At 68.9% G+C, this 12929-nt stretch carries 10 protein-coding genes and 1 tRNA gene; 6 read left to right on the plus strand and 5 right to left on the minus strand.

The features are described from left to right. Positions 1-278: 278 nt before the first annotated feature. From HFP15_RS32525 to HFP15_RS32535, 3 genes are all read right to left on the minus strand, one after another. Positions 279-1217 (minus strand): hypothetical protein, encoded by a 939-nt coding sequence (locus tag HFP15_RS32525; RefSeq protein ID WP_246272232.1) that lies wholly within the window; start codon positions 1215-1217, stop codon positions 279-281. A 120-nt stretch (positions 1218-1337) separates the two neighbouring features. Beyond that, positions 1338-2696, minus strand: a complete 1359-nt coding sequence (locus HFP15_RS32530) for an ABC1 kinase family protein (RefSeq protein ID WP_168520638.1) — start codon at positions 2694-2696, stop codon at positions 1338-1340. A 57-nt stretch (positions 2697-2753) separates the two neighbouring features. Further along, positions 2754-3779, minus strand: coding sequence for a TOMM precursor leader peptide-binding protein (locus HFP15_RS32535; RefSeq protein ID WP_312871867.1), 1026 nt, complete (start codon positions 3777-3779; stop codon positions 2754-2756). A 193-nt stretch (positions 3780-3972) separates the two neighbouring features. On the opposite strand from HFP15_RS32535, the gene HFP15_RS32540 reads away from it, so the two are divergent. Beyond that, a complete protein-coding gene (locus HFP15_RS32540; protein ID WP_210718167.1) occupies positions 3973-4518 on the plus strand; it encodes a M48 metallopeptidase family protein in 546 nt (181 codons plus the stop codon). 60 nt (positions 4519-4578) lie between these two features. On the opposite strand, the gene HFP15_RS32545 is transcribed toward HFP15_RS32540, so the two are convergent. Then, complete coding sequence (locus tag HFP15_RS32545) at positions 4579-5916, minus strand: zinc-dependent metalloprotease (RefSeq protein WP_168520642.1); 1338 nt, start codon at positions 5914-5916, stop codon at positions 4579-4581. 252 nt (positions 5917-6168) lie between these two features. Between HFP15_RS32545 and HFP15_RS32550 the strand changes: the two genes are divergently transcribed. Continuing rightward, positions 6169-7176: a YlbL family protein gene (locus tag HFP15_RS32550; RefSeq protein WP_376768914.1), complete on the plus strand. Its 1008-nt coding sequence runs from the start codon at positions 6169-6171 to the stop codon at positions 7174-7176. Positions 7177-7185: 9 nt separating this feature from the next. Here the strand turns inward: HFP15_RS32550 and HFP15_RS32555 are convergent, their stop codons facing one another. Further along, entirely contained in the window at positions 7186-7728 is a 543-nt protein-coding gene (locus HFP15_RS32555; protein WP_168520646.1) for a PPA1309 family protein, read from the minus strand. A 163-nt stretch (positions 7729-7891) separates the two neighbouring features. Here HFP15_RS32555 and HFP15_RS32560 point away from each other — a divergent pair, with 163 nt between their 5' ends. The 4 genes from HFP15_RS32560 (at position 7892) to prfB (ending at position 12820) form a co-directional block, all read left to right on the plus strand. Next, complete coding sequence (locus HFP15_RS32560; RefSeq protein WP_312871868.1) at positions 7892-10876, plus strand: UPF0182 family protein; 2985 nt, start codon at positions 7892-7894, stop codon at positions 10874-10876. A 62-nt stretch (positions 10877-10938) separates the two neighbouring features. Then, positions 10939-11012, plus strand: a tRNA-Met gene (locus HFP15_RS32565). 152 nt (positions 11013-11164) lie between these two features. Continuing rightward, complete coding sequence (locus HFP15_RS32570) at positions 11165-11665, plus strand: PadR family transcriptional regulator (protein ID WP_168520650.1); 501 nt, start codon at positions 11165-11167, stop codon at positions 11663-11665. A gap of 54 nt (positions 11666-11719) precedes the next feature. Beyond that, positions 11720-12820 carry a peptide chain release factor 2 gene (gene prfB, locus HFP15_RS32575; protein WP_168520652.1) on the plus strand — a complete coding sequence of 367 codons (1101 nt, stop codon included), beginning with the start codon at positions 11720-11722 and terminating at the stop codon, positions 12818-12820. Positions 12821-12929: the final 109 nt, after the last annotated feature.

A 12929-nucleotide genomic window follows, 5' to 3' on the forward strand; every position in this document is an offset into this window, starting at 1 on the left:
GTTGCTTGGTCTGGAGGGGTGGCCGGCGTGTCGCGTCGTTGTGGGCTGGCTGGCATGGCAGGCCGCTGCGGGGACAGTGCCGAGGGCGTCGGCTGTGGGGATGGCGCCGAGGGCCTCGACCTTGGGACCGCGGTGCCGGCGGTGGATTGGGCCTGGGGTGGTTCGTGCTCGGATGAGCGGGGCGCCTCGGCAGCACCGGGCTGTGGGCGTGCGTGGTGGGGGCTGCTCCGCGGGTTCGATGCGGCGGGTGCTGCGCGGTGCGTGGGGAGGTCGGCATCTCAGACCGTTGCGGGGACGGTGCCGAGGGCCTGGACCTTGGGGCGGCGGCGCTTCGCGGAGTTGGCGAAGGCGCTGGTCAGGTCGCGGGCCACCCGGGCGACATCGGTGCGCAGTTCGAGCGGGGGTGTGCGGACCAGCGCCACGCCGGCGGCGGTCAGGGCCAAGTCGTTCATCTTCGGGCCGCGGTCGGTGGTGCCGCCGAACTGCCAACCCATCGCGACCTCGTCCCACCACGCGTCGACCACGCCGATCGGGCGGCCGAGCACGTCGCAGACCGTCACGTTCCACACCGGCGCGGGCAGCGGCACGTACTCCAGCAACTCCCGCGCCACGCCCTGCAGATACGTGTTGCCCATGGTGCCCAGGTTGCGCAGCATCTCGCGCACCGCGGCGGTACCGCGCTGGTTGCCCGCCTCGAGTTCGTGCCGCAGGTCGTTCGCGGTGCACAGGCCGTAGTACACCGGCAGCGCGAGCAGGCGCCGCAGCCGGTCCGGCGCCGCCTCGTGACGGGCCAGGTCGATGGTCGCGCGTGCGGGCGGCGCGAACGGAATGCCGTTTCGCATCACCGGCTCCGGTAACCGCGAAGTGCGCTCCAGCTTCACGAAATCCTGCGACAGCACGCGCCGGTGCAACGGGACCAGCACGTGCACCCGGCGAGACGACGTCAGCTTCGCGCCGTACGCCCGCAGCGCGTCGACCCCGCTGATGACGCTGCCCGCACCGGCGTAGTACGCGGCGGCGCGCAACATCTGACGGCGGGTGGGCTCCCCGTCGTCGAGCATGATCACTCCGGGCAACAGCCGTCGCCATGGGCCACCGGGACGACATCGCGACGTGATGACGTGCGGCGTGACCCGTCTTCGCAGGACTGCGCGCGTGGTTATGCCGTCGTCGGCTTCGTTCAGTGCCGTGAGGTCGGCGTCAGGTGTTCTGACCATGCACCCAGAGTGCCGGGGCGAACAGCACCTGGGAACCCGGACTCGGGAATTGTGGACAACTCTCGTGTGCGGTTGGTGGAATCAAGCGAAAATGCCGCGAGCTGTGGACAACTGCGTGGTTCAAATGGCCGTATCGGCGAATCCCGGCTGCCAGCGCTCTACGATGGCGCGCGCGGGAATCTCCGCGCCGAGCTGACACAGGATTCCGGTGGAACCCGCTGTCACCCGGTGGATCATCAGGTATTCCGGCGGCAGATTGAGCGACCGACCGATACGGAAGTCCTGCCCGCGGGAATCGCCGACGCGCATCGCCTGGCGCTGCATCCACTTACGCGTGAAATGGAAGGTTTCGGTGGCCAGCGGCTCGGTGAACGGCGCGAGATAGGCGAGCACGTCCTCGGCCTGCAGGTCATTGCCGGGGCGAATGAATCCGTTTGTGCGCAGCAAATCCATCAGTTCCGCGGACCGGCCTTCGAGTGCGAGCCTGGTCATTTCACCGAGGTGCCGGGGGATGCCGTTGGGAAGTTCGGCGACGGCGCCGAAATCGATCACGGCGAGCCGTCCGTCGTCGACGATCATGAAGTTGCCAGGATGCGGATCGGAATGCAGCAAGCCCGCCCTGGCGGGCGAGGAGTAGTGGAACTCGGCGAGCTGCCTGCCCACCACGTTGCGCGTCTCGGTGTCGCCGCCCGCGATGATCTTGCCCAGCGGCGTGGCGGAAACCCATTCGGTGATCAGCACCTTCGGCGCGCTCGCCACGACCTTCGGGATCAGGAACTGCTCGTCGCCGTCGAACGCCCGCGCGAACGTGCGCTGGTTGTCCGCCTCGTGCCGGTAGTCCAGCTCCTCGTCCATCCGCGCCGCCAGCTCGGCGAGCAGCGGTTTGACGTCCGTGCCCGGCACGAGCGCCTGGAACAGCCTGCTGAACCGCTGCAGCTGGCGCAGGTCGCTGCGCAGTGCCTCGTCCGCGCCCGGGTACTGCACCTTGATCGCCACCTCGCGACCGTCGTGCCACACACCGCGATGCACCTGCCCGATGCTGGCCGAAGCCGTGGGCGCGTCGTCGAAGTCGGCGAACCGCTGCCGCCACGAACGGCCGAGCTGTTCGGCCAGCATCCGGTGGGTCTGCCGCGCCGGCATCGGCGGGGCGGCCGACTGCAGCCTGGTCAGCGCGTCCCGGTACGGCGCGGCCATCTCGTCGGGCACCGCGGCCTCGAACACGCTCAGCGCCTGCCCGAACTTCATCGCGCCGCCCTTGAGCGTGCCCAGCACCTCGAACAGCTGCTCGGCAGCCTTCGCGGACAGCGCGGCGTTGACGTCCTTGGCGTTCTGCCCGGTCAGCCGCCGTCCCCAGCCGCCGACCGCGCGACCGGCGATGCCCAGCGGCAGGCTGGCCAGCTTCGCGGTGCGCGCCGCGGTCCGGCGGGGGATGCCAGGGTCGTCGTCCCGGTCGTCGCTGCGATCGCGAAAGTCAGTCACCTGAACGATTGTGCCTTGTGAATGATCCTTCGCGCAGCCGCCCGTGGAGGGAGCCGGTCAGTACCCGCCTGCGGGTGCACCACAGCCGCACTCCGGATTGGGCGGCCACGGACGATGTTCGATCGTGCCCTCGTGGGTGTCGATCTCGATCGTCGTGTTCCACACCGGAGGCGGGGTTTCACCTGGGCTGAGCGCCCGCAGCACCTGCGCCGCCGCGACCGCCGCGGCGGCCTGCACGCTCGACAGATCGGCCTGCTGGCTGCGGCCTGCGAGCTGCCCGGCGACGGCGGGCCACCGCGAGTCCATCGACCTGCGGTGCAGGTCGGCGCATCGCATGCAGGTGCTGCGGCCGGGGTAGACGAGCGGGCCGACGATGCCCAGCCCCTCACGCACCCGGACCGGCATGTGCGGCACGCCCTCATGAAACAGCATCCGGATCAGCTCGGGCGCGGGCACGATCGCATCCGCGAGCACGGCCAGCTCGGGCCGCCGGTCGCGGCTCAGCCGCTTCGTGTGCACCGCCGGGTTCGCCCGCTGGATCGCTTCAGCCGCGGCCACCCGCCGCTGCCTGCCGATATCGCTGTCCAGATAGCCGCTGCCGGTGTCCTGATCGGTCACGTACCCCTCTGCCTCGACCCGCACGTGCCCGACGCCCGCGGCCGCGAGCATCGTGGCCACCGCGATCGTCAGCCTGCCGGAGCCGTGCAGCACGACGGCACTGTGCGCCCGCCGCGAGTAGGCGTCGCGGACCGGCTGCCGGGCGCGCAGTGCCCACAGGCCCACCTCGCCCGCCGTGCGTCCCCGGCCCGCCGGGGACCAGGCCTCCTCGACGAGCCCGAGCCGGGTGAGCCGGGTGAGAAGGTCGTGGAGCTGATCGACATGTTCGCTCTCAGCGATCGAGAGCAGTTCGTCGGTGCGCAGGCTGCCGTCGAGCCGGTGCAGCGCTTTCACGAGATCCGGCGGCAGACCGGAGGCGACCATGGCGTGCCGTGGGTCGAGCCCGATCTGGATCTCGCCCGGCCTGCGGTCGAACACCTCCAGCCCAGGTCGCAGCCTCGCGCGTTTGGGTAGTTGTCTGGTCACGCGAATCAGCCTGGCAGCACGCCACTAAGAATCCGCTAATCAGGATTCCGAGTTATCCACAGGTTGAATTGATTGTGGATAACTCAACCGTCGCGATAGTCAAGTCTCCCGAGTTGTCGGTGCCTGGCTTTACCGTGGACTCGTGGCGAACGCACGGGTGCCCTCACCCAGGGGCCGGGACAGAATCGAGCAGTTGGAAACCGCTCAGCAGAAGGTCGAAGTGCGCCGTAGCCCACGCCGCAAGAGCACGGTGACGGCGTACCGGGACGGCGACACGTTGATCGTGCTCATCCCAGCCGGGATGAGCAGGGCGGAGGAGAAACACTGGGTCGCGGAGATGGAGCGCAAACTCCAGCGCAAGGAGTCGCGGCGGGCCTCACCGGCACGCGAGTCCGACGCGGCGCTGATGGCCAGGTGCGCGCAGCTGTCGGCGCGCTACCTCGACCAGTCGGCGCTGCCGAGGAGCGTGCGCTGGGTGCCGCCGATGCGCACGCGCTGGGCGTCGTGCACACCGACCGACGCGACCATCCGGGTCAGCGAGCGGCTGCGCAACGTGCCCTCGTGGGTACTGGACTACGTGCTGGTGCACGAACTCGCGCATCTGCGGGTGGCCGGGCACGATGCCCAGTTCTGGTCGCTGGTGCGCAACTACCCGAAGGCCGAGCGCGCGATCGGGTATCTGGAGGGGCTCTCCGCCGCGGCCGGGCTCGGGATCAGCGAGATCGACTCGGACGAGTAGCACAGGCCAGCTAAAGCGAGGGACGTTCGACGCGAACGTCCCTCGCCGTGTGTTCGTGGCTCAGTCCTGGTCGGGCTTGTCGTCCGAGCCGGACTCGTCCTCGGCCTTGCGGGTGCGTTCCAGCTCCGCGATCGGGTCGAGGTCGTCGATGCTCGCCTGGTCGCCGAGCCGCTCGCTGAACTCCATCGGGTCGTCGAGGTCCTCGGCGGTGGGCATCAGGTCCGGGTGCGACCACAGACCGTCGCGCTTGTCGATGCCGTGCTGATCGCCGACCAGCTTCCACAGCGCCGACGCCGCGCGCATGCGGCGCGGCCGCAGCTCGAGACCCACCAGCGTCGCGAAGGTCTGCTCGGCGGGACCACCGGTGGCGCGCCGGCGCCGCAGCGTCTCGCGCAGCGCGTCCGCACCGGGGAGCCGGTCGCCGACGGCCTCCGCGACCACGACGTCCACCCAGCCCTCGACCAGCGCCAGCAGCGTTTCGAGCCGGGCCAGCGCCGCCTGCTGCTCGGGCGTGGTCTTCGGCTCCAGCAGGCCGGAGGACATGGCCTCCTCGATGCTCGCCGGGTTGCTCGGGTCGACCTGGCCTGCCAGCTGCTCCAGCGCCGAGGTGTCCACCTTGATGCCGTGCGCGAACTCCTCGACCGTCGCCAGCAGCCGCTGCCGCAGCCACGGCACGTGCGCGAACAGCCGCTGGTGTGCAGCCTCGCGCGCCGCGAGGAACACGAGCACCTCGCTGTTGGGCAGCTCGAGTCCCTCGGTGAACTTCTCGATGTTCGCGGGAAGCAGAGCGGACGTGGCGTCCGGCCCCAGCGGCAGCCCCACCTCGGTGGACGTCAGTACCTCCGAGGCCAGCTGCGCGAGCGCGTTGCCGAGCTGCGAGCCGAAGGCCATGCCCCCCATCTGGCCGACCATCGACAACAGCGGCCCCGCCGCCTGCTTGGCCTCGGCGGGCAGCGCCTCGACCCACGCGCCGGAGACCTGCTGGGCGACCGGATCGCACAGCCGCTGCCAGGTCGGCAGCGTCTTCTGCACCCAGTCGCGGGCCGACCAGGCCACGGTCTGGCTGGCGCCGGCGGGCAGGATCGTGGCCGCGTCGAGCCACAGTTCCGCCAGGTGAGCGGCGTCGCGCACCGCGGTGTCGGAGTTGTCGCCAGCCGCGAAGCCGATCTTGCCGCTCGCGCTCCCGCTGAGCTTCTGCAGCGCGATCTGCTTCGCCAGGTCGTAGTTGACGGGCCCGGTCGAGCTGCCCGCCTGACTGAGCATCTGGCCCAGCTGGCTGAGCATCTGGCCGAGCTGGTTGAACGCGTCGGCACCGGACTGCTGGCCGCCGCCTTCCGGCTCGTTTTCGCCGCGCTTGTCGGGATCGGGCATTCCGAAGCCGAACGGGAGATTGCTCATAACACCACCGTACGCGGCCGTCGCCTCGTGTACCGCGCCAGCCGGGAGGGTGTGTACACGCCCGGCGAGGGCTGGTGATCCGGAGCTTACGCAGGTGACCGTACGCTGTCTCGGGTGAGCGAGTCCCGCGAGGAAACCACTACCCGCAGTACCGGCGCGGCGGAGGTCCCGCCCGATGACGCCGCACGCGTCAAGCACGCTCGCAGCACGCCGTCGCGCGGCGACAAGCGGCTGAGCAGGCGCGGCTGGACCGTGCTGCTCAGCGGGGTGCTGGTGGTGGCGTTCGGGTTGGCCGGCGCGTTCGTGAAGGTGCCCTACGTGGCCATCGGCCCCGGCCCCACCTACGACACACTCGGCCAGGCCGGCGGTGCTCCGGTGATCGAGATCAACGGCCAGCGGACCTACCCGACCACCGGTGAGCTGCGCATGACCACGGTCTCGCTCAACGACGAGATCACCCTGTTCGGTGCGCTGGGTCTGTGGGCCAGCGGCCGCTACGCGCTCGCCCCGCGCGAGGAGTACTTCAAGCCGGGGGAGAGCGACGCGCAGGTCCAGCAGGAGAACGTCAAGGAGTTCCAGGACTCGCAGAGCAACGCCGAGGTCGCCGCGCTACGGCACCTCGGTTACCCCATCAAGGTGCTCGCGCAGGAGATCGTCTCGGGCAGCCCCGCCGACCACGTGCTGGCCGCGGGCGACCGGCTGCTGTCGGTGAACGGCAAGCAGATCACGCAGGAGGACGACGTCCGCACGGCGGTCGCCGGAACCAAGCCGGGGCAGACGATCCCGATCACCTTCCAGCACGGCACCGACGCGCCGCGCACCGCCTCCCTTACGCTCGCCGCGAACCCGGACAAGTCGCAGTCGCAGGGCTTCATGGGGCTGCAGCCGATCGACCGCTCGGATGTGCCGTTCGACGTGAAGGTCTCGCTGCAGGACGTCGGCGGCCCGTCCGCCGGCCTGATGTTCGCGCTCGCGATCGTGGACCGGCTGACCCCCGGCGACATGGCCAACGGGACCCATGTGGCGGGCACCGGCGAGATCGACGAGAAGGGCAACGTCGGCGCGATCGGCGGCATCTCGTTCAAGGTCGTCGGCGCACGCGAAGCCGGGGCCTCGGTGTTCCTCACCCCGGCGCAGAACTGCTCCGAGGCCGCGGCCGCCGCTCCCTCGGGTCTCAAACTGGTCAAGGTGACCAACTTGGACAGTGCGCTGACCGCGCTGGACGACCTGCGCACCGGCAAGCCCACCCCGTCCTGCTGAGGCTCGCGCTCAGGGCGCGAGCGTGGCGCGGAGCGCCTCGATGAGGTTCGGGGCGAGGTCGGGGTGCTCGATGATCTCGTCGACCGGCTCGCCCTCGGTCTGGGTGTAGCCGCGCAGGCGCATCACACACGCCCCGGGTCCGTCCCGCACGACCGCCGCGACGAGCCGCGCCTCGGTGCGGTCCGGGTGGTCGGCGGCGGCCCGCCGCAGCCGGTCCACGTCGAGCGAGTCGGACGGCAGTGCTTCCTCCGCACTCGGCGGCAGCACGATGATCTCCTGCGCGACCGCGCATCCCACGACGGCTTCCGGCCACGCGATGCGCCCGAGTGCCTCCGCGAGGTCGCCTTCCGGGAGGTCCTCCTGCGCGACCGGCGTCAGCGGGCTCGCCGCGTCCAGCTGGCCCGCGAGCTCGGGCTGTTCGCGCAACAGACTCGCCGTCGGCACGAGCGCGAACAGCTGGGGCGGCTGGTCCCACCCGCCCGCGGCGACGAACTCCTCGACCTCGCGCGCGGCGGCGGCGACGGCCGGGGCCTCATGTGAAGGGGATGCCATGCGGTCATCGTGTCAGGGCTGCGGGGCATGTCCGATTTGGGGCGCGTGGGGAACCAATAGCGCTGCTCGTAGAGTTAGGTAACCAGGGGTAGCGTGCGACCCCGAGCACCCTGGAACGACCTCGCGAACTACAGGAGCGTGTGCAGTGGCCAACCGGCCCCCTGTGAGCTTGCCGAAGCTGTCTCGTCGCAGCCGCATCCTGCTCATCATCGCCGCCGTGATCGTACTGGCGCTGCTCCTCGGCGCGAGACTGCTGGACACCTACGTCGACTGGCTGTGGTTCGGCGAGGTCGGCGCGCGTGAGGTGTTCAGCACCACGGTGCTCACCCGCATCGTCTTGTTCTTCGCGGTCGGGCTTCTGGTCGGCGGACTGCTCGCACTGAGCCTGTGGATCGCCTACCGCACCCGCCCGGTGTTCGTGCCGGTGTCGGGCACCGACGACCCGCTCTCGCGCTACCGGTCGGCGATCGTCGGCCGGATCCGCCTGTTCGGCATCGGCATCCCGGTCGTCACCGGCCTGATCGCGGGTGCGACCGGCGAGGGCGACTGGCAGCGCGTGCAGTTGTTCCTGCACGGCACCAGCTTCGGCCAGACCGATCCCGAGTTCGGCAACGACATCGGCTTCTACGCCTTCGATCTGCCGTTCTACCAGTGGCTGCTCGGCTGGCTGTTCGTCGCCGTGACGATCTCGTTCATCGGGGCGCTGATCGCGCACTACATCTTCGGCGGCATCCGGCTCGCCGGGCGCGGCGGTCAGCTCGCTGCCTCGGCCCGTGTACAGCTCGCCGTGACGGCGGGCGTGTTCGTGCTGCTGAAGTCGGTCGACTATTTCTTCGACCGGTACAACCTGCTCTTCTCCGACCGCAACGCACCGCTGTTCTACGGCGCCACCTACACCGATCTCAACGCGGTGCTGCCCGCGAAACTGATCCTGCTGTGCATTTCCGCGATCTGCGCGATCGCGTTCTTCGCGGGCGCTTTCCTGCGCAACATCCAGCTTCCCGCGATCGCGCTGGTGCTGCTGATCCTGTCCGGCATTCTGGTCGGCACGGCCTGGCCCGCGGTGCTCGAACAGTTCTCCGTCAAACCCAACGCCAACCAGAAGGAAGCGCTTTCAATCAGCCGCAACATGGCGGCGACAAAGGACGCGTTCGGGCTCAACAAGGTTCAGTACGAGGACTATTCGGGCACCGGAACCGCGAACGCGGCGGGAATCAGTGCCGATACCACGACGGTGCCGAACATCCGCCTGCTCGACCCGAACGTGCTCTCGCCGACGTTCACCCAGCGCGTCGGCCGGGAGAACTTCTACGGATTCCCGGCCAAACTCGACATCGACCGGTACACCGTCGACGGCAAGACGCAGGACTACATCGTCGCCGCGCGCGAGATCAACACCGCGAACCTGACGGGTAACCAGACCAACTGGATCAACAAGCACATGGTCTACACCCACGGCAACGGTTTCGTGGCGGCGCAGGCCAACACGATCGACCGTGCGGTGTCCAGCGCCAACAGCGACGGTGGCTACCCGATCGCGGCCACCAGCGACACGCAGAACCCGACCGGTGCCGGCCTCGACCCGGCGAACCCGAACGCGCCCGGCATCCCGGTCAAGCAGCCGCGGGTCTACTACGGCGAGCTGACCAACGACTACGCCATCGTCGGCGGCCAGGCGGGCAAGGCGCCCGGCGAGTACGACAGCGCGTCCAACAGCGACTACCGCTACGACGGCACCGGCGGCGTGCCCATCGACAACTGGTTCAACCGGCTGGCGTTCGCCGCCAAGTACGGCGAACGCAACATTCTGTTCTCCGATGCCATCAGCGACGGCTCGAAGATCATGTACAACCGCGACCCCCGGCAGCGGATACAGAAGGTCGCGCCGTGGCTCACCGTCGACGGCGACCCGTATCCGGCCGTCGTGGACGGCAAGATCCAGTGGATCGTGGACGGCTACACGACGCTGAACAACTACCCGTACTCGCAGCAGACCCAGCTCGGCCAGGCCACCGAGGACTCGTTGGTGGGCACCGCCAAGCAGGCCAACAACAACATCAACTACATCCGCAACTCGGTGAAGGCGACGGTCGACGCGTTCGACGGGACGGTCACGCTGTACTCGGTCGACGACAAGGACCCCGTGCTCAAGGCATGGGAGCAGGTCTTCCCGGGAATGGTGAAGCCCAGTTCGGACATCTCGCCGGACCTGCGCGCGCACTTCCGGTACCCGGAGGACCTGTTCAAGGTCCAGCGTGAACTGCTCGCCAAGTACCACGTCGGCGACCCGCAGGAGTTCTACACGACCAACACGTTCTGGAACGTGCCGCAGGACCCGACACAGGAGGGCGGCACCAACCTCGACGCCTCGGGGCTGGCCAACCAGCCGGGCTACTACGTGCTCGCCCAAGCACCGGGAGAGAACTCGGCGACGTTCCAGCTGACCAGCCCGCTCACCGCGTTGCAGCGGCAGTACCTCGCGGCGTGGATGTCGGTGTCGTCGGATCCGAAGGACTACGGCACGATCAGGGTGCTGCGACTACCCACGGCCGCGGGTGGCGCCAGCCAGGTCGACGGGCCGGTACAGGTGCAGAACAAGTTCCAGAGTGACTCACGTTTCGCCCAGGAACGCACCCTGTTCTCCAACCAGAGCGTCACGGTCATCTTCGGCAACCTGATCACGTTGCCGCTGGAGGGCGGTTTCCTCTACGTGGAACCGGTTTACATCCAGCAACGCAACCAGAACAGCTACCCGCAGCTGGCCCGCGTACTGGTGTCGTACGGGTCGAAGGTCGGGTTCGCCTCGACCCTCGGCGACGCGCTGAAACAGGTTTTCGGGGACGGCGCCAACCAGTCGGCCACCCCGCCGACGCAAGGCGGTACCCCGACGACGCCCACCACGCCGAGCAGCCCCAGCAGCCCGACGACCGCGGCACCACCGGCCTCCGGTGGCACCAGCCCGGCGATGGACAAGGCGGTCGCCGACATCCAGGCCGCACTCTCGCAGCTGCGCACTGCCCAGCAGAACGGTGACTTCACCGCCCAGGGCCAGGCGCTGGCGGCCCTGGACGCGGCGACCAAGGAGTACGAGGCGGCGCAGAAGTCGGCCGCCCCGACCACGACGACCGCGCCCCCGCCAGGAGGGTGACGAGCGTCAAGGACACCCCCCTAACACCCCGCCGAAACCAAGGCGTAAGCTTGGAGGCGCAACGCGGGGTGGAGCAGTTCGGTAGCTCGCTGGGCTCATAACCCAGAGGTCGCAGGTTCAAATCCTGTCCCCGCTACTAGAGTCGAAAGGCCCGATCCTGCCGGATCGGGCCTTTTTCGTGCGAGTGGGGTACACGGGGTTGCGCCGGATGGCTCATTACAGTGACCATTGTGGACGGACCGGCTGGCCACTGTGGACAGATCGACAGAAAAGTGGGACGGTGAGAGTGTGTCTGAACTGAATGCGACAGCAGCGGCATTGCTAGGCCTGCTCCAGGACGGCCCGGCCACCGGGGGACAGTTGGTCGCCAGCGCTGAGGAACGCTTCGGTGCCTTCTTCAGCGTCACGCGCAGCCAGGTGTACCGCGAGCTCCCGGCACTGGCCAAGGAAGGGCTCGTCCGGCTCGGCAAGCAAGGGCCGCGATCCAGCCAGCAGTATGCGATCACGGCGGCGGGCAAGAAGGCCTTCAAGGCGTGGCTCTCCTCCGACGCCGGCCCCGACCACCTCCGTAGCCCGCTCATTCTCCGGCTCGTGAACGCCGGTTCGCTGACGGCGAAGCAGCGTTCCACGCTCATCGAGTCGGCCAGGGCGGCCTACAGCCAGGAGCTGGACGAGGCCAGGGCGGCGGTCAAGGCGGCCGACGACCCGTACACCAAGGCGGTGGCGGAGTTCGGCCAGGCCCACGCCAGGGCGGCCCTCAAGCTCGTGGACGCGATCCCCGCATCCTGAGGTTGACTCGGTGCGGCTCAGCGTGCTGTGACGCTTGCCGTAACCTTGAGGGTTGTGAGTGCTGACTTCGAAACCGACCTGAAAGACCTCGCCGGGAAGCTGACGCAGGTCGAGACCGTCATGGATCTGGACGGCCTGCGAGCCCAGGTTGCCGACCTGGAGCAGCAGGCCTCCCAGCCCAACCTCTGGGACGACCCGGAGGGCGCGCAGAAGGTCACCAGTCAGCTCTCGCACCGGCAGGCCGAGCTGCGCCGGGTCACCGACCTCCGGCAGCGCCTCGACGACCTCGGCGTGCTTCACGAGCTCGCCGAGTCCGAAGGCGACCCCTCCAGCCGCGCCGAGGCCGAGACGGAACTGACGCAGCTGACCAAGGACGTCGACGCACTCGAGGTCCGCACACTGCTGTCCGGCGAGTACGACGACCGCAACGCCGTCGTCACCATCCGCTCGGAGGCCGGCGGCGTGGACGCGGCCGACTGGGCCGAGATGCTGATGCGCATGTACCTGCGCTGGGCGGAGCGCCACGACTACCCGACCGACGTCTACGACATCTCCTACGCGGAAGAGGCGGGCATCCGGTCGGCCACCTTCAAGGTGACCGCCCCCTACGTCTACGGCACGCTGTCGGTCGAACAGGGCACCCATCGGCTGGTGCGCATCTCGCCCTTCGACAACCAGGGCCGCCGCCAGACGTCGTTCGCGCACGTCGAGGTGCTGCCCGAGGTCGAGGAGGTCGACCACGTCGAGATCCCGGAGAAGGACATCCGGGTCGACGTGTTCCGCTCCTCCGGTCCCGGCGGGCAGAGCGTCAACACCACCGACTCCGCGGTGCGGCTCACCCACCTCCCCACCGGCATCGTGGTCTCCTGTCAGAACGAGAAGTCGCAGCTGCAGAACAAGGCGGCCGCGATGAAGGTGCTCCAGGCCAAGCTGCTGCAGCGCAAGAAGGAAGAGGAGCGCGCGGAGCTCGACGCGCTCAAGGACAGCGGCTCCAGCTGGGGCAACCAGATGCGGTCCTACGTGCTGCACCCGTACCAGATGGTCAAGGACCTGCGCACCGAGTTCGAGGTGGGCAACCCGACCGCGGTGCTCGACGGGGAGATCGACGGTTTCCTCGAGGCGGGCATCCGCTGGCGCAAGCAAACTGCCGCCTGAACAGCTGAACAGCCCCATTTCGCTACGGAGCGTGTCCGGGTGAAAGCGTTCCCATCACCCGCACGGCCCCATACCTACCCAGGCTTAACGATGGCTTTGAGTAGGATGG

Source organism: Amycolatopsis acididurans, from assembly GCF_012328925.1.
Taxonomy (GTDB): domain Bacteria; phylum Actinomycetota; class Actinomycetes; order Mycobacteriales; family Pseudonocardiaceae; genus Amycolatopsis_E; species Amycolatopsis_E acididurans.

Bases quoted from the DNA above. Each gene is read 5' to 3' on its own strand.
- HFP15_RS32525 (WP_246272232.1), bottom strand. From the start codon at position 1,217: ATGGTCAGAACACCTGACGCCGACCTCACGGCACTGAACGAAGCCGAC.
- HFP15_RS32545 (WP_168520642.1), bottom strand. From the start codon at position 5,916: ATGAGCAATCTCCCGTTCGGCTTCGGAATGCCCGATCCCGACAAGCGC.
- HFP15_RS32555 (WP_168520646.1), bottom strand. From the start codon at position 7,728: ATGGCATCCCCTTCACATGAGGCCCCGGCCGTCGCCGCCGCCGCGCGC.